Source organism: Lentzea sp. NPDC006480, assembly GCF_040611995.1.
Taxonomy (GTDB): Bacteria; Actinomycetota; Actinomycetes; order Mycobacteriales; family Pseudonocardiaceae; genus Lentzea.
This window is the reverse complement of record NZ_JBEXPJ010000170.1, coordinates 1-19,186: the sequence shown is the minus strand read 5'-3', so window position 1 is coordinate 19,186 and position 19,186 is coordinate 1. Positions and strand designations below refer to the sequence as shown.

Genomic DNA, 19,186 nt, shown 5'->3' with positions numbered 1-19,186 from the left:
GGCGGTTGACTGTCTGGGGGGATGACGACCGCGTGGAGACCTCGACGGCGAACAGCGCGGGCTGGGTGTGCTGGGTCTGGTCGAGGGCTTCTTCGTCGTCGCCCCAGATGATGTTCTTGAGGGTCGCGTCCGGCCGAGTGTCCTATGTGCTCGGTCTGGAAGGCCCGGCCGTCACGATCGACACGGCCTGCTCGTCGTCGCTGGTCGCGATGCACCTGGCCGCGCAGTCGCTGCGGACGGGCGAGTCGTCGCTGGCGCTCGCCGGTGGTGTGGCGGTGATGTCGACGCCCGCGACGTTCATCGAGATCTCCCGGCAGCGCGGTGTCTCGTCGGACGGGCGCTGCAAGGCGTTCTCCGAGGGCGCGGACGGCACCGGGTTCTCCGAGGGTGCCGGCCTGCTGGTGCTGGAGCGGCAGTCGGACGCGGTGCGCCACGGCCACAACGTCCTCGCGGTCCTGAAGGGCACCGCGGTCAACCAGGACGGCGCCTCGAACGGCCTCACCGCGCCCAACGGTCCGTCGCAGCAACGGGTGATCCGCGCGGCTCTCGCTTCGGCAGGCTTGTCGCCTCACGACGTCGACGCCGTGGAAGCGCATGGCACCGGTACCTCTTTGGGCGACCCGATCGAGGCGCAGGCGCTGCTCGCGGTCTACGGGCAGGAGCGCGCCGAGCCGCTCTACCTGGGCTCGATCAAGTCCAACATCGGCCACACCCAGTCGGCCGCGGGCGTCGCCGGTGTGATCAAGATGATCATGGCGCTGCGGCACGGCGTGCTCCCGCAGACCCTGCACGTCTCCGCGCCTTCTTCACACATCGAGTGGGACGCGGGCGCGGTCGAGCTGCTCACTTCATCCCGCGACTGGCCGTCCACCGACCGCCCGCGCCGCGCCGGCGTGTCGTCGTTCGGCATCAGCGGCACGAACGCGCACGTCATCCTCGAGGCTCCGGAACTGTCAGACCTGCCTGAGATGATTGGGATGGGGGGCGGATCCCCCCAGGGGGCCGCCCAACCCGGATCGATCCAGAGCGTGGCGCTGCCGCTCTCGGCCAAGTCGGCGGGAGCGCTGCGGGCCCAGGTCGAGCGGATCAAGGCGCTGGTCGAGAGCGGGGTGCCGGCGAACGACGTCGGGTTCTCGCTGGCCCGGCGGAGCAGGTTCGAGCAGCGCGCGGTGATCGTCGGCGGCGAGGTCGTCGAAGGTGTCGTGGCGGAGGCCGGGCCGGGGCCGGTGTTCGTGTTCCCCGGTCAGGGCTCGCAGTGGCACGGCATGGCGGTCGAGCTGCTCGACGAGGACGAGACGTTCGCGCGGTGGATGGCCGAGGCGGATCGGGTGATCGCCGAGCACGTCGGCTGGTCGGTGATCGATGTGCTGCGAGGCGACGCGGAACTGCTGGAGCGCATCGAGATCCTGCAGCCCGCGCTGTTCGCGATCATGATCTCGCTCGCCCAGACCTGGCGGGCGAACGGGGTCGAGCCCGCGGCGGTCGTCGGCCACTCGCAGGGAGAGATCGCCGCCGCCTACATCGCGGGCGCGCTCAGCCTCGACCAGGCGGCACAGATCGTCGTCAAGCGGTCGCAGCTGTTCGCGGACGAGCTCGTCGGCAACGGCGCCGTCGCGAGCATTGCGTTGCCCGCCAACGAGGTCGAGGAGCTGCTGCCGGCAGAGCTGGCGATCGCGGGCGTCAACAGCCCGTACGCCTGCACTGTCGCCGGAGCGATTCCCGCGCTCGAAGCGTTCGTCGAGAGCTGCGTTGCCAAGGACATCCGCGCCCGCGTGATCGGCAGCACCGTCGCCTCGCACTGCGCGCAGGTCGACCGGCTCCGCGAGCAGATCCTGGAGCTGTTCGCGGAGATCACGCCGCAGACCAGCGGCATCCCGTTCTACTCGACCGTCACGGCCGGACGCGTCGACACGGCAAGCCTCGACGCCGAGTACTGGTTCCAGAACGCGCGTCAGCCCGTCAGCTTCGCCGAGGTCGTCGAAAAGCTGGTCCAGGACGGCCACCGCGTGCTCGTCGAGTCGAGCGCGCACCCCGTGCTGATGCTGCCCGCCCAGCAAACGGCCGAAGCGACCGGCACCGAGATCGTCGCCATCGGCTCACTCAGGCGCGACCAGGGCGGCAAACACCGGTTCACCACCTCGCTCGCCGAAGCGTGGGTCGCGGGGCTCGGCGTCCAGTGGCAGTACCCCGGCGGCAGGAGCATCCCGCTGCCCACCTACCCGTTCGACCGGCAGAGGTTCTGGCCCGAGCCGCTCGCCAAGGACACGTCCGACCCGGTCGACGCGGAGTTCTGGGAGCTCGTCGACAACGGCGGCCTGGAGGACATCGGCGTCGAGCGTGGAGTCGCGCAAACGCTCGCGCAGTGGCGCAGCCGCCGCAAGTCCGAATCCACAATGGACACCTGGCGGTACCGCGACCAGTGGACTCCGGTCAAGGTCAGCGGCACACCGGCCGGCACGTGGCTCGTCGTGACGTCCGGCACCGAAGCCCAAGACGTGATCGACGCGTTGGGCGCCGACCACATCGACGTCGACGAGCAGATCAGCCGGGAAGACCTGAAAGCCCACCTGCCCGAGACGATCGACGGCGTCATCGCCATGACCGGGCTGCAGGCGACGATCACCCTGGTGCAGGCACTGGCCGAAGCCGGTGTCAGCGCACCGATCTGGGCCGTCACGCGCCAGGCCGTCGCCGTCGGCGGTGAACCCGTCGACCCGGCGCAGACCGCGATCTGGGGCCTCGGCCGGGTCGCCGCGCTCGACCTGCCGCGCCGCTGGGGTGGCCTGATCGACCTGCCCGCGAAGCTGGACGCCAAGGCCGCGCAACGGTTCGCGGCCGCACTGACCGGCGCCGAGGACCAGGTCGCGATCAGGGACAACGGCGTGTTCGCCCGCCGTCTCGTCCGCACGAACGCCCACCACGGCCCGGAGTTCGAAGCGTCCGGCACGGTGCTGATCACCGGCGGCACCGGCGCGCTCGGTGGCCACGTCGCGCGCTGGATGGCCGAAGCCGGAGCCGAGCACCTCGTGCTCACCAGCCGCCGCGGTCTCGACGCTCCCGGCGCGGCGGAACTCAAGGCCGAGCTGGAGAACACCACGCGCGTCACGATCGCGGCCTGCGACGCGGCGGACCGGGAAGCGCTGGCGGCGCTGCTCGCGGGCATCGACGACCTCACGACGGTCGTGCACGCGGCGGGCATCGGCACCGGCGACGCGCCGATCGACGAGATCCGGTACGAGGACGTCACCGCGCTCCTCGACACCAAGATCACCGCGGCGAAGCACCTGCACGAACTGGCGCCGGAAGCCCGTTTCATCTTGTTCTCGTCGGGTGCGGCGAGCTGGGGGAGCGGCGGCCAGCCCGCATACGGCGCGGCCAACGCCTATCTCGACGGGCTCGCGCAGCTGCGTCGCTCACAGGGCCTCAAAGCGACGTCGATCGCGTGGGGCGCCTGGGCGGACGCCGGCATGGCCGCCGACCACGGCATGTACGAGGCGCTGCACCGAATCGGCATCCGATCGATGCCGCCCGAGCTCGCGATGAGGGTGCTGCGCCAAGCCGTCGCCGACGACCAGACCCAGCTCACCGTCACCGACATCGACTGGGCGAGGTTCGCGCCGAGCTTCACCGCCGAACGCCCGAGCCCGCTGCTCACCGGCATTCCCGAGGTGCGCCAGGCGCTTGCCGAGGAACCCGTCGAGGAGTCGGAGCTCAAGCACCGTCTCGCGAAGCTCACCGAGGCCGAACGCGACCGCGCGCTGCTCGACCTGGTCCGCGCCGAGGCCGCGAAGACGCTGGGCTACGCGGAAAGCGACCAGGTGCCGGTCGGCAGGGCGTTCCGCGAGCTGGGATTCGACTCGGTGACCGCGGTCGAGATGCGCAACCGCCTCAAGACCGCGACCGGCCTCGCGCTGCCCGCGACGCTCGTGTTCGACTATCCGACCGCGACGACGCTGTCTCAGCACCTGCGTGATGAGCTGTTCGGTGGCGCTCATCGGATCGAGGTCCGCGCGGCCACGCCGGCCACTGACGACCCGATCGCGATCGTCGGCATCGGCTGCCGCTACCCCGGCGGGGTCACGACGCCGGAAGCGTTGTGGGACCTGGTGTTCGAGGGACGCGACGTGATCTCGCGGTTCCCGGCCGACCGCGGCTGGGACCTGGACCGGCTCGCCAGCTCGACGTTCGAAGGCGGGTTCCTCGACGCCGTCGCCGACTTCGACGCGGGCTTCTTCGGGATCTCCCCGCGCGAGGCCGTCGTCATGGACCCGCAGCAACGTCTGCTCCTCGAAACCTCCTGGGAGGCCCTGGAACGCGCGGGCATCGACCCGACCTCGTTGAAGGGCAGCCTGACCGGCGTCTTCGTCGGCACCACCGGGCAGGACTACGAGTCGCTGCTCAACCGCTCGCTGGAGGAGACCGGCCCGTACGCGACGACCGCGTTCTCGGCTTCGGTGCTGTCCGGCCGCATCTCCTACCTGCTCGGACTCGAAGGCCCCGCGGTCACCATCGACACGGCCTGCTCGTCGTCGCTCGTCGCCATGCACTGGGCCGCGCAGGCGCTGCGCAACGGTGAGTGCGACCTGGCGCTGGCCGGTGGTGTCGCGGTCATGACCACTCCGAACGCCTACTCGGCCTTCACCGCGGCCGGCGGGCTCGCACCGGACGGGCGTTGCAAGGCGTTCGCCGAGGCCGCTGACGGCACGGGCTGGTCCGAAGGTGCCGGTGTGGTGCTGCTGGAACGGCTGTCGGACGCGCGTCGTCACGGGCACGAGGTTCTGGCCGTGCTGCGTGGATCCGCGGTCAACCAGGACGGCGCGTCGAACGGCCTGACCGCGCCCAACGGTCCGTCGCAGCAGCGGGTGATCCGGCAGGCGCTGGCGAACGCCGGGCTTCAGCCGTCCGAAGTGGACGCGGTCGAGGCGCACGGCACGGGCACCACACTGGGCGACCCGATCGAGGCTCAGGCCGTGCTCGCGACGTACGGGCAGAACCGGGAAACGCCGCTGCTGCTCGGCTCCATCAAGTCGAACCTCGGCCATCCGCAGTCGGCCGGTGGTGTCGCGGGTGTGATCAAGATGATCATGGCTCTGCGTCGCGGTGTGCTGCCGCAGACGCTGCACGTCGACGCGCCGTCGTCCAATGTGGAGTGGCAGACCGGCAACGTCGAGCTGCTCACGTCTCGCCGTGACTGGACGGCCAACGGACATCCGCGCCGCGCTGGTGTGTCGTCGTTCGGGGTCTCCGGCACGAACGCGCACGTGATCATCGAGGAGGCGCCGGAGTTCACTCCCGCTGTCCCCGTGGCGACGGCCGGCGCTTCGGTGCTGCCGCTGGTGGTGTCTGGCCGGTCCGAGGAGGCACTGGCCGACCAGCTTGCGCGCCTTGGATCTGTCGACGCCTCGCAGCTCGACCTCGCCTACTCGCTCGCGGTGTCGCGCAGCGCGTTCGAGCACCGCGTGGTGCTCGTCGACGGAGTGGAGATCGCCAAGGGGGAGGTGGCCGAGCGCGATCTGGCGCTGTTGTTCACCGGGCAGGGATCGCAACGTCTCGGCATGGGACGTGAGCTCTACGAGCGGTTCCCGGTGTTCGCGGACGCCTTCGACGCCGTGCTCGCGCATCTCGACCCGGGGTTGCGGTCGATCATGTGGGGCGAGGACGCGGAGGCGCTGGACCAGACCGGCACCGCGCAGCCCGCGATCTTCGCGCTGGAAGTCGCGTTGTTCCGGCTGGCGGAGTCGTTCGGGATCAAGGCCGACCGGCTGGCGGGCCACTCGATCGGCGAGATCGCGGCCGCGCACGTCGCGGGTGTGTTCAGCCTGGAGGACGCCTGCACGTTGATCTCCGCGCGCGCTTCGCTGATGCAGGCGCTGCCGTCCGGCGGCGCGATGATCGCGATCGAGGCGGGCGAGGACGAGATCACGCCGCTGCTCACTCCCGGCGTGTCGATCGCGGCGGTGAACGGGCCGAACGCGGTGGTCATCGCGGGTGTTGAACAAGAGGCTCGTGGTATCGCTGAACAATTCAGCGATCGCAAGACGAAGCGGCTCAAGGTGTCGCACGCGTTCCACTCGCCGTTGATGGAGCCGATGCTGGACGACTTCCGCGCGGCAATCTCCGGCGTGTCGTTCAACGATCCGACGATCCCGTTGTTGGCTGGTGGGAATGTTCAAGAACCCGAGTACTGGGTCCGACACGTCCGCGAGGCCGTGCGGTTCCACGACACGGTGCGCGCGCTCGACGGCAGCACATTCCTGGAGATCGGGCCCGATGGCGTGCTGTCGGCGATGGTCAGCGGCATCCCGTTGCTGCGCAAGGACCGCGGCGAGGAACAGGCGTTCGTCGCCGGGCTCGCCCGCCTGCACGTCAACGGCGGGACCGTGGACTGGAGCGTGCTGTTCGAAGGAACGGGCGCGCGGCGGGTGGACCTGCCGACCTACGCGTTCCAGCACGAGCGTTACTGGCCGACCGTGCTCGACGTCGCCCCGGTCGACCGCGCCAAGTCCTCTGTGGACTCTTGGCGGCACCGCGAGTCGTGGGAACGGATCACGCCGCGAGGCGCGGTTTCCGGAACGTGGCTGGTGCTCGGAGCGGAGGACGAGTTCGCGCGTGAGGTAGCGGCGGCTGTCGGTGGCGTTGTGGTGCAGGAGGTTCCACAGACGCCGCTCGACGGGATCGTGTCGCTGCTGGCGTTGGACGGCCAGACGGACGAGAACGGCGTGCCACGCGGTGTGATCACGACGATGCAGCTGATCCAGTCGTTGGCGCGCAAGGGTGTCAGCGCTCCGGTGTGGGTGGTGACGCGCGGTGCCGGGACCAGTCCGACGCAGAGTGCGGTCTGGGGCCTGGGCCGGGTGGCCGCGTTGGAGCTGCCCGCGCAGTGGGGTGGCTTGGTCGACATCACCGGGGACGTCACGCAGCTGGCCGCGGTGCTCGCCGGCGATGAGACCGAGGTCGAGATTCGCGAGGAGGGCGTGTTCGGGCGGCGTTACAACGCTGCCGCGCCAACCGATGCGATGTGGGAGCCGCACGGCACGGTGATCGTCACAGGGGGCACGGGCGCGCTCGGTGCGCATGTCGCCCGTGACCTCAAGGAACGCGGCGTCGAGAAGATCGTGCTGGTGAGCCGGCGTGGTCTCGACGCGCCGGGAGCCGCGCAGCTGCGCGAGGAGCTGGGTGCGGAGGTCGTGGCGTGCGACGTCGCGGACCGAGCCGCTGTTGAACAGCTGCTGGCTTCGTACCCGCCGGACGCGATCGTCCACACCGCGGGCGTTTTGAGCGATGGTGTGCTCGAAGGTCTTGCGCCGGAACGGTTCGCGGACGTGTTCCGGTCGAAGGTCGCCTCGGCGCTGGTGCTCGACGAGTTGACTCGATCTCTGGAACTCGACGCGTTCGTGTTGTTCTCCTCGGTCGCGGGTGCGCTCGGCAACCCCGGTCAGGCCAACTACGCCGCCGCCAACGCCGTGCTCGACGCCATCGCGCGGGATCGGCGTTCGGCCGGTCTGCCGGCGACGTCGATCGCATGGGGAGCGTGGGCGGGCTCTGGCATGGCCGACGGGGTGGGCGCGGACCTGAGCGCGATCACGATGCGGCCGGACCTGGCGGTGGAGTCGATGTGGCGGGCGGTCGCGGAGGACGCGCCTACCGTCGCCGTCGCGATCCTGCCGCCGAAGGCCAAGGGGCGTAAGCCAAAGGCTGTCCTGAGCGGCGATGTGCTGGAGGTCGTGCGGACGGCTGTCGCGTCGGTGCTCGGTTATGCCGGACCGCACGCGGTGGGGGTGGACAAGGAGTTCCGCGACCTCGGCTTCGACTCGCTGACCGCGGTCGAGCTGCGCAACCAGCTGTCGGCGGCGACCGGGCGGACGTTGCCCGCGTCGCTGGTCTACGACTACCCGACGCCGCGCCGTCTCGCCGACCATCTGCGCGGTGGGTCAGTCGAGGAGGAGGTGACGTCCGCGCGCGCCGACGAACCGATCGCGATCGTTGGCATGGCGTGCCGCTTCCCCGGTGACGTGAACACGCCCGAACAACTGTGGCAGCTGCTGCTTGACGGACGGGACGGCATGGGCGCGTTCCCGGTCGACCGCGACTGGGACGTGGAGTCGGTGCTGTCGACGTCGATCACCCGCGAGGCCGGGTTCCTGGCCGGGACCGCGGATTTCGACCCGGCGTTCTTCGGCATCTCACCACGTGAGGCGCTCGCGATGGATCCGCAGCAGCGGTTCCTGCTGGAGACCACATGGGAAGCCCTCGAGCGCGTCGGCGTCGATCCTCTCTCGTTGCGTGGCACGCAGACGGGTGTGTTTGTGGGCACCAACGGCCAGGACTACGCCACGCTGCTGACGTCGTCGTCCGAGGACACGGAGGGCCACGCGGCGACGGGCCTGGCGGCTTCCGTGATCTCGGGTCGTCTGTCGTACACGTTCGGCTTCGAGGGGCCGGCGGTCACCGTCGACACTGCGTGCTCCGCCTCTCTCGTGGCGATGCATCTCGCCGTGCAGGCGTTGCGTGGTGGTGAGTGCTCGTTGGCGGTGTCGGGTGGCGCGACGATCATGACCACGCCCTACGCGTTCGCCGAGCTGACTCGCCAGGGCGCGCTGGCGGCGAACGGCCGGTCGAAGGCGTTCTCCGACGACGCGGACGGCGCGGGCTGGTCTGAGGGCGTCGGCATGGTCGTGATGGAGCGGCTGTCGGATGCTGTTCGGAACGGGCACCAGGTGCTCGCGGTGATCCGTGGCTCCGCCGTGAACCAGGACGGTGCGTCCAACGGCCTGACCGCACCCAACGGCCCGTCGCAGCAGCGCGTGATTCGTGCTGCTCTCGCGAACGCCGGTCTGTCTGTGGGTGATGTCGACGTCGTCGAGGCGCACGGCACCGGCACGGCTCTGGGTGACCCGATCGAGGCTCAGGCCCTGATCAACACCTACGGCGCGGATCGTTCCGAGCCGCTGTGGCTGGGTTCGGTGAAGTCGAACATCGGCCACACGCAGGCGGCGGCGGGTGTCGCGGGCGTGATCAAGATTGTGCTGGCCCTGCAGAACGGTGTGCTGCCGCAGACGCTGCACGTCGCCGCGCCCTCCTCGCACGTCGACTGGTCCGCGGGCACGATCGAACTGCTCACGTCTGCCCGTGAGTGGTCGCCGAACGGTCACGCGCGACGGGCGGGCGTCTCGGCGTTCGGCATCTCCGGCACGAACGCGCACATGATCCTGGAGGAGGCGCCGTCGTCGTCGGTCGCGCGCGCGGGGATCCCCCCGATTTCCAGCGTACTCAGCGAAACGGCTGGTCAAACGGGCTCGCTGGAATCTGTGGACAACTCGGCGCCTGTGGACAACTCGGCAGTTGTGGGTCTTGCCGACGCGGAATCGTCGGTGCTCGATGGGACGATTGGAGTGGGGACCTCGGTCTCCCCCCGGGGCCCCCAATCGGGATCGATTCCGAGCGGTGGGATCGTGCCGCTGGTGGTGTCGGCCAAGTCGCCGGGGTCGTTGAAGGCTCGGATCGAGCAGGTGCGGGCGCTGGAAGGCAGGGCCGAGGACATCGGGTTCTCGTTGCTGACCACGCGGTCGGTGTTTGATCACCGTGCGGTGCTCATGGGCGATGAAGTGGTTCAGGGGGTGGCGCAGGAGAGTGCGCCGGTGTTCGTCTTCCCCGGCCAGGGGTCGCAGTGGCACGGCATGGCGGTCGAGCTGCTGGATGAGGACGAGACGTTCGCGCAGTGGGTTCGGGAGTGCGACGAGGCGATCGGGAAGCTGGTCGACTGGTCGGTGATCGATGTGCTGCGGGGCGACGCGGAGTTGCTGGAGCGCATCGAGGTGCTGCAGCCGACGTTGTTCGCCGTGATGGTGTCGCTGGCGCAGACGTGGCGGAAGAACGGGGTCGAACCGGCGGCGGTCGTCGGCCACTCGCAGGGTGAGATCGCCGCGGCTTACATCGCCGGGGCGCTCAGCCTGGATGAGGCGGCCAGGATCGTGGTGCTGCGATCCCAGCTGTTCGCGGACGAGCTGGTGGGGAACGGAGCGGTGGCGAGCGTCGCGCTGCCCGTTGAGGAAGCGCGGAAGCTGATCGAGCAGTGGCCGGTGTTGTCGATCGCGGGGATCAACAGTCCGAACGCGTGCACGGTTGCCGGCGCTGTCAGTGAGCTCAACGAGTTCGTGGAACTGTGCCAGGCCAGGGAGATCCGGGCGCGGGTGGTGGCGTCGACAGTGGCGTCGCACGGGCCGCAGGTGGAGCCGCTCCGCGAGAAGCTGATGGCCCTGCTCGGCACGATCACGCCGCGTACCAGCGACATCGCGTTCTATTCCACGGTCAAGGCCGAGCGCGTCGACACGTCGAGCCTCGACGCCGGCTACTGGTACGAGAACGCGCGCAGGCCCATCGAGTTCGTCGCGATCACCCAGAAGCTGATCGAGGACGGCTATCGGGTGTTCGTCGAGGCCAGCCCGCATCCGGTGCTGACGATGTCGGCGCAGGCCACGGCCGAAGCGCAGGGCACTGAGCTGGTGACGGTCGGTTCGTTGAGGCGCGATCAGGGCGACAGCCGGAGGTTCACGACGAGCCTCGCCGAGGCGTGGGTCGCGGGACTTGACGTTCAGTGGCGGTACCCAGGTGGCCGGAAGATCGACCTGCCGACGTATCCGTTCAGCCGCAGCAGGTTCTGGCCGAAGGCGGGCACCAGGACGGTCAACGCCGAGGACAGCGCGTTCTGGCGGCTCGTCGAGAACGGCGATCTCACCGAGGCGCTGGGAGTCGACGCGGAGAACGTCGTTCCGGCGCTGAGGGAATGGCGCGCGAAGCAGCAGAGTCAGTCCACTGTGGATGGCTGGCGTTATCGCGACTCGTGGCAGCTCCTGCGCGGGGTTCAGGCGACCGGCATCAACGGCACGTGGCTCGCGGCGGTTCCCGAGCAGACGGACGAGTGGCACGAAGCGGTGCTGAAGACGTTCGGCAGCGACGTTGTGAAGATCACCGTGCACAAGAACGCCGAACGCGCGCTGCTCGCCACCGAGCTGATCGGCATCGAACCGGTGGGCGTGATCTCGTTGCTCGGCACGGAGAACACGCCGCACGAGGAGTTCACGTCGACACCACAAGGCCTCGCGCTGAACGTCCTGCTGCTCCAGGCACTCGGCGATGCCGGCAGCACCGCGCCGTTCTGGGCGGTCACGAAACAGGCGATCTCGACCGGCGCGACCGACGAGGTGCGCAACCCCGAACAGGTGGCGTTGTGGGGCCTCGGCAGGGTGGCGGCGCTCGACCTGCCGCGCCGCTGGGGTGGCCTGGTCGACCTGCCGGAGATCATCGACGGACAGATCGAACAGGGGCTGGTCGCCGCGATCACCAACGGCGGCGGCGAGGACCAGCTCGCGGTCCGCGACACCGGCGTCCACGGGCGCAGGCTCGTCCCTGCCCAGCGCGCGCCGAAGTCCACCGAGTGGAACCCGCGCGGCACCGTCCTGATCACCGGCGGCACCGGAGCGTTGGGCGGCCACGTCGCCCGTTGGGTCGCCAAGCGCGGCGCTGAGCACGTGCTGCTCACCAGCCGCCGAGGTGATCAAGCGCCGGGAGCGCAGGAACTCAAGGCAGAACTCGAAGCACTCGGAGCCCGCGTCACCATCGCGGCCTGCGACGCGTCGGATCGCGCCAGCCTCCGGGCGGTGATCGACGCGGTACCCGACATCAGGGCGGTCGTGCACGCGGCCGGCATCGTCGAGGGCAACGCGCCGACCGACGCGCTGGGCATCGACCAGCTGGATCGGCTGCTCAAGGCCAAGATGACGAGTGCGTGGCTGCTGCACGAGCTGACGAGCGACCTGGACGCGTTCATCCTCTTCTCGTCCGGTGCGGCGAGCTGGGGCAGCGGCGCGCAACCCGCGTACGCCGCCTCGAACGCCTACCTCGACGGCCTCGCGCACTTCCGTCGCGCGCAGGGGTTGACAGCCACCTCGATCGCGTGGGGTGCCTGGGCCGACTCCGGCATGGCGTCGGAGAACGAGGAAGGCGCCGAACAGCTGCGCCGCCGCGGCGTCCACACGATGAAGCCGGACCTCGCGATCACCGCGCTGCAACAGGCGGTCGAGGACGGCCACACGTCGCTGACGATCACCAACATGGACTGGGAGAAGTTCGCGCCGAGCTTCACCGCGTCCAGGCCGAGCCCGTTGCTGATGGGCATCCCGTCCGTCCAGAAGGCCCTGGAAGAGCCGGAAACGACCGATTCAGGGCTCAAGGAACGGCTGCTGGCGTTGCCCGAGGCCGAACGCACCAGGACGTTGCTCGACCTCGTGCGCACGGAAGCCGCGGCGACACTGGGCTTCGAGAGCGCGGAGGCGTTCGGGCCGAGCAGGGCGTTCCGCGACGTCGGCTTCGACTCGGTGACCGCCGTGGACCTGCGCAACCGGCTCAAGGCCGTCACGGGGGTCGCGTTGCCCGCGACGCTGGTGTTCGACCACCCGACACCCGCCGCGCTGGCCCAGTTCATCCGCACGGAGCTCCTCGGCGACGTCGTGGCCGCCCACGACCCCGAGGCGCACATCCGGGAGACGCTCGCCTCGATCCCGGTCAGCCGCCTGCGCCAGGCCGGTCTGCTCGACCTCGTCCTGCAACTTGCCCAGGAGAGTGGGGAAAACAACAGCGCTCCGGATGTTGTGCTTGCAGCCGAGGCGGAATCGATCGACGACATGGACGGCGAAGCCCTCCTGCGTCTGGCGATCGGGGACGCCATGGACTAGCGGGCGATCCGAGAAGGAAGCGCGATGACCACCTCTGCTAACCAGTACGTCGAGGCTCTGCGGTCGTCACTGAAGGAGATCGACCGGCTGCGCAAGCAGAACCAGCAGCTGATCGCGGCAGCGGTGGAACCGATCGCGATCGTGGGAATCGGGTGCCGGTACCCCGGCGGGGTGGCCTCGCCGGAGGACCTCTGGCAGGTCGTCGCCGAAGGCAGGGACGTGATCGGCGGGTTCCCGGCCGATCGCGTTTGGGACGTTTCCGAGCTCGACTCCGCCACGATCGAAGGTGGCTTCCTCGAAGACCCGGCGTCGTTCGACGCCGGGTTCTTCGGCATCTCGCCCCGCGAAGCCGTCGTCATGGACCCGCAGCAGCGCCTGCTTCTCGAAACCGCCTGGGAGGCCTTGGAACGCGCGGGCGTGAACGCGCAGTCGTTGCGCGGCACTCGTACGGGCGTGTTCATGGGCACCACCTCGCAGGACTACGCCGACCTGCTCTCGCGCTCGGGCGAGGACATCGGCCTCTACGCGACGACCGCGTTCGCCGCTTCCGTGCTGTCCGGCCGCATCTCCTACCTGCTCGGACTCGAAGGTCCCGCGGTCACCGTCGACACCGCCTGCTCGTCTTCACTGGTGGCGTTGCACCTCGCTTCGTCCGCTCTGCGCGCCGGTGAGTGCGATCTGGCGCTGGCCGGTGGTGTCGCGGTCATGACGACGCCCGCCGGGTTCGCCGCCTTCACCTCGCAGGGCGGGCTCGCCGGAAATGGCCGCTGCAAGGCGTTCTCCGACGACGCCGATGGCACCGGCTGGTCCGAGGGCGTCGGTGTGCTGGTGTTGAAGAGGTTGTCGGACGCTCAGCGCGCCGGCGACAAGATCCTCGCCGTCGTCCGCGGTTCCGCCGTCAACCAGGACGGTGCTTCCAACGGCCTGACCGCGCCGAACGGACCGTCGCAGCAGCGCGTCATCCGGCAGGCACTGCAGAACGGTGGCCTCGCTCCGTCCGATGTGGACGCAGTTGAGGCGCACGGCACCGGAACGACTCTCGGCGACCCCATTGAGGCGCAGGCGATTCTCTCGGTCTACGGACAGGATCGCGCCGAGCCGCTCTACCTCGGATCGGTCAAGTCGAACATCGGTCACCCCCAGGGCGCGGCGGGCGTCGCCGGCGTGATCAAGGTCGTCATGGCGCTGCAGAACGGACTGCTGCCCAAGACCCTGCACCTCGGCACGCCCTCCACCCAGGTCGACTGGACTCGCGGCAACGTGTCATTGCTTCACGACGCGCGGCCGTGGCCTTCCGTTGACCGTCCGCTGCGCGCTGGTGTTTCCGCGTTCGGTGTCTCTGGCACGAACGCGCACGTGATCCTTGAGCAGGCGCCACCCGTAGTGGTTGAAAGCTCCGTTGTCGCTGCTCCTGCTGTGCTGCCGTGGGTTCTGTCCGCACGCACTCCTGCCGCGTTGGAGGAGCAGCGGGTTCGGTTGCAGTCGGTGGTGGATGCCCTGTCGCCGCTGGACATCGCGTTCACGTTGGCGACCGCGCGTGCTTCGTTCGAGCAGCGGGCCGTGGTGCTGCCGGACGGAACGGAACTGGCGCGCGGGGTCGCCGCCGAGGAGCACACGCTCGCGTTCCTGTTCTCCGGGCAGGGATCGCAGCGGCTCGGCATGGGACGTGAGTTGCACGCCCGCTTCCCGGTGTTCGCTTCCGCATTCGACGCGGCATTGGCCCATCTCGACCCGGCATTGCGCTCGGTGATGTGGGGCGAGGACGCCGCCGCGCTGGAGCAGACCAGGTACACGCAGCCCGCGTTGTTCGCCTTCGAGGTGGCGATGTACCGGCTGCTGGAGTCGTTCGGGCTCGTGCCGGAACAGGTCGCGGGGCACTCGATCGGCGAGATCGCGGCCGCGCACGTGGCGGGGGTGTTCTCGCTCGAAGACGCCTGCACGCTGGTGACCGCGCGGGCCTCGCTCATGCAGGCGCTGCCGTCCGGTGGCGTCATGTTCGCGTTGCAGGCCGCCGAGGACGAGGTCCTGCCGCACCTCACCGGCGGCGTGTCCATCGCCGCCGTCAACGGTCCGCGCTCGGTCGTCATCGCCGGTGCTGAAGAAGAGGCTCGCCGGATCGTCGAGCAGTTCAGCGATCGCAAGACGAAGCAGCTCAAGGTGTCGCACGCGTTCCACTCGCCGTTGATGGAGCCGATGCTGGACTCCTTCCGCACGGCAATCTCCGGCATTTCGTTCAACGATCCGACGATTCCTTTGGTGGCTGGTGGGGTTGTTCAACAGCCCGAGTACTGGGTGCGGCACGTCCGCGACGCCGTCCGGTTCCACGACACCGTGACGGCCATGGGGGACAAGACCTTCGTGGAGGTCGGCCCCGACGGCGTGCTCGCCGCGATGGTCGACGACGCGATCCCGACCGGGCGCAAGGACCGCGGCGAGGAGCTGGCGTTCGTCACGGCGCTCGCCCGCCTGCACGTCGCGGGTGTGACCGTTGACTGGGCGCGGTTGTTCGAGGGCTCCGGCGCTTCTCGCGTTGACCTGCCGACGTACGCGTTCCAGCGGCAGCGGTTCTGGCCGCGTCCCGCAACGTCGTCGGGTGACGTGCGCGGCGCCGGTCTCGGCACCGTCGGGCACCCGTTGCTCGGCGCGGCCGTCGAGCTGGCCGGGTCGGCGAGGCATCTGTTCACGTCGCGGCTGTCGCTGGCCACGCACCCGTGGCTGGCGGATCACGTGGTGATGGGGAGGGTTCTGTTCGCCGGCACCGCGTTCCTGGAGCTCGCGGTCCGGGCCGCGGACGAGGTCGGTTGCTCCCGCGTCGAGGAGTTGACGCTGGCCGCTCCGCTGGTGTTGACGCCGGAAGCCGCCGTGCAGGTGCAGGTCTCCATTGGGGCCGCTGACTCCGCGGGCCGTCGTTCGGTCGAGATCTTCTCGCGTCCCGAAGGATCTGTTGACACGCCTTGGCTTCAGCACGCTTCCGGTGTGCTCGGGTCTGGTGCTTCCGCCGTGTCGTTCGACGCTTCGGTGTGGCCACCTGCCGGCGCTTCCGCTGTCGACATCTCTGGCTCCTACGAGCGCTTCACGGACATGGGCTTCGACTACGGGCCGGTTTTCCAGGGCCTGCAGGCGGTGTGGCGCGGTGGTGACGGTGTCGTGTACGCCGAAGTCGCGCTGCCCGAAGGCGTCGACGGCGGCGCGTTCGGGCTGCACCCGGCGTTGCTGGACGCCGGTATGCACGCCGCCGGTTTCGGCGATCTCGGGTCGATCAGCAGGGGTGGGCTGCCGTTCTCGTGGCAGGGCGTGTCCCTGCACGCCTCCGGTGCTTCCGCGGTGCGGGTGCGGTTGTCGCGGGGCGAGGACGGCTCGATGGAGATCGCCGTCGCCGACGCGACCGGCGCCCCTGTCGCGTCCGTCGAGGCTCTGCAGACCCGGCCGGTTCCCGTTGACGAGCTGGGATCCGGGGTGGAGCGGGACTCGTTGTTCCGCATCGAGTGGGCACCGGTCGAGCTGCCGGTCGGGTTCGCCGAGCAGACCGTCGCGGTGCTCGGGCCGGACGTGCTGTCGCTGGCCGCCGGTCCGGTCGTCTCGGAGTTGACGGATGCCGACCTGACGCTCGTTCCCGTTGTCGGCACTGACGTGCGCGAGACGTGTGCACGGGTGCTGTCGATCATCCACGAGGCGCTGCCGGGAACCGGGCGGGTCGCGTTCGTGACCCGTGGCGCGGTGGATGGCGACGACCTGGCCGCTGCTGCCGCGCGTGGTCTGGTGCGGTCGGCGCAGTCCGAGCACCCCGGCCGGTTCGTGCTGGTAGACCTGGATCTCGCTGAGGCGTCGGCCGGTGCGGTGCTGCACGCCTTGACGACCGACGAGCCGGTGCTGGCGATCCGCGACGGTGTGGTGCTGGCGGCCCGTCTGGCGCGAGCGGCCCTGCCTGCTGAACGGGTTGCCTGGTCCGTTCGCGTGCTGATCACCGGTGGCACCGGCGGTCTTGGTCAGCTGGTGGCCCGGCATCTCGTTGCCGAGCACGGTGTTCGCGAGCTGCTGCTCGTCTCGCGCACTGGTTCCGCTGACGTGTCGGCGTTGGAATCATTGGGCGCTGATGTGATCGTTGAGGCGTGCGACGTCTCCGATCGTTCGGCGCTGGAATCGTTGCTGTCGCGGCACTCCGTCGGTGGCGTCGTGCACACCGCCGCGGTGCTGGACGACGGCGTGGTCGAGTCGCTCGATCCGTCGCGTTTGGACACGGTGTTCCGCCCCAAGGTCGACGCGGCGCTGCACCTGCACTCGCTGCTGCCTGATGTGCCTTTCGTGCTGTTCTCGTCGGCTGCGGGCACGTTCGGTGGTGCCGGGCAGGCGAACTACGCCGCTGCCAACGCTTTCCTGGACGCGCTGGCTCGTGTGCGCCGCGCTTCCGGTCAGCACGCGGTCGCGCTGGCGTGGGGTGCGTGGGAGCAGACGTCGGGCATGACGGCTTCGATGTCGGAAGCCGACATGCAGCGCATCGCTCGTTCTGGTATGCCGCCGTTGACGGTCGCCGAGGGCCTCGCGTTGTTCGACGCAGGAGCCGCCGGTTCGGATGCTTTCCTGCTGCCGCTGCGACTGGATCTGCCGGCATTGCGTGCTCAGGGCGCGCCGCCGCCGTTGTTGCGCGGCTTGATCAAGACCCCGAAGCGTCGCGCCGCTGCCCAGTCCGTTGCGGCGGAAGGACTGGTCTCCGAGCTGTCGCGGCTCGGCGCGGACGCGCGCTTGGACGCGTTGCTGGACCTGGTCGCTGCTGAGGTGGCCGCCGTGCTCGGTCACGGCAGTGCGTCCGAAGTGGACCGCACGCGCACGTTCCAGGGACTCGGGTTCGACTCGCTGACCGCTGTCGAGCTGCGCAACCGCCTGACCTCCTCCACGGGTATCCGCCTGCCCGCGACGCTGATCTTCGACTACCCGACCGCGGGAGCCCTGGCGTCGTTCCTGCTGGACGAGCTGTTCGGCGCCGACGTCCACGTGCCCGAGGTCGCTGTTGCGGTCTCGGACGATCCGATCGTGATCGTCGGCATGGCCTGCCAGTACCCCGGCGGCGTGTCGTCGCCGGAAGACCTGTGGCGCCTGGTGTTCGAGGGTCGCGACGGCGTCACCGGCTTCCCGGCGAACCGCGGCTGGGACCTGGACGGTCTCTTCGACCCGGACCCGGACGCCCCGGGCAAGACCCACGTGATGCAGGGCGGCTTCCTGCACGACGCCCCGTCGTTCGACCCGGACTTCTTCGGCATGTCCCCGCGCGAGGCTCTCGCGACGGACGTCCAGCACCGCCTGCTGCTGCAGACGGCTTGGGAGGCCTTCGAACGCGCGGGCATCGACCCGGCTTCGGTGCGCGGCTCGAAGACCGGTGTCTTCGCGGGCGTGATGTCCAACGACTACTCGACTCTGGTGTCCGACGACATCTTCGAGGGCTACCAGGGCACCGGGACCGCGCAGAGCGTGCTGTCCGGGCGCGTCGCCTACACCTTCGGTCTCGAAGGTCCGGCGGTCACCGTCGACACGGCTTGTTCGTCCTCTTTGGTCGCTTTGCATCTGGCGTCTTCCGCACTGCGCAACGGAGAATGCACCCTGGCTCTCGCCGGTGGTGTCACCGTGATGTCGACGCCGGGCTCCTTCGTGGCTTTCTCGAAGCAGCGCGGTCTCGCGATGGACGGGCGCTGCAAGTCGTTCGCCGACGCCGCCGACGGCACGGGCTGGGGTGAGGGTGTCGGCCTGCTGGTCCTCGAACGTCAGTCCGACGCTCTGCGCAACGGCCACACGATTCTGGCCGTCGTGCGCGGCTCCGCGATCAACCAGGACGGCGCCTCCAACGGCCTCACCGCGCCGAACGGTCCTTCGCAGCAACGCGTGATCCGCTCGGCTCTCGCCTCGGCGGGTCTGTCGGTGTCCGATGTGGACGTCGTCGAAGCCCACGGCACCGGCACGACTCTGGGCGACCCGATCGAAGCCCAGGCTCTGCTGGCTGTCTACGGCCAGGACCGTCCGGCGCCTCTGCTGCTCGGCTCGATCAAGTCCAACATCGGCCACACGCAGGCCGCCGCCGGTGTCGCCGGCATCATCAAGATGGTCCACGCCATGCAGCACGGCGTGGTGCCCGCGACCCTGCACGTCGACCAGCCCTCGACCCACATCGACTGGACCGCGGGCGACGTCTCCCTGGTGACCACCGCGACCGCCTGGCCCGCCGTGTCCCGCCCGCGCCGCGCCGGCGTCTCCTCGTTCGGCGTCTCGGGCACCAACGCCCACGTGATCATCGAGGCGCCCGCGGGGATCCCCCCAATTTCCAGCGTACTTGGTGAAAATGCTGGTCAGGGCTCCGCTTCGCAATCTGTGGACAACTCGGCGCCTGTGGACAACCCGCCGGTTGTCGATCTTGCGAGCCCGGAATCGTCAGACCCTCGTGGGACGCTTGGAGTGGGGACCTCGGACTC

At 69.6% G+C, this 19,186-nt stretch carries 2 protein-coding genes; both read left to right on the top strand.

Annotation, left to right across the window (positions count from 1 at the left end; all coding sequences use genetic code 11):
- Positions 1–32: 32 nt before the first annotated feature.
- Entirely contained in the window at positions 33–12,731 is a 12,699-nt protein-coding gene (locus ABZX92_RS38790; protein ID WP_355570465.1) for an SDR family NAD(P)-dependent oxidoreductase, read from the top strand.
- Positions 12,732–12,755: 24 nt separating this feature from the next.
- A partial coding sequence (locus ABZX92_RS38785) for a type I polyketide synthase (protein WP_355570464.1) occupies positions 12,756–19,186 on the top strand: 6,431 nt, incomplete at its 3' end.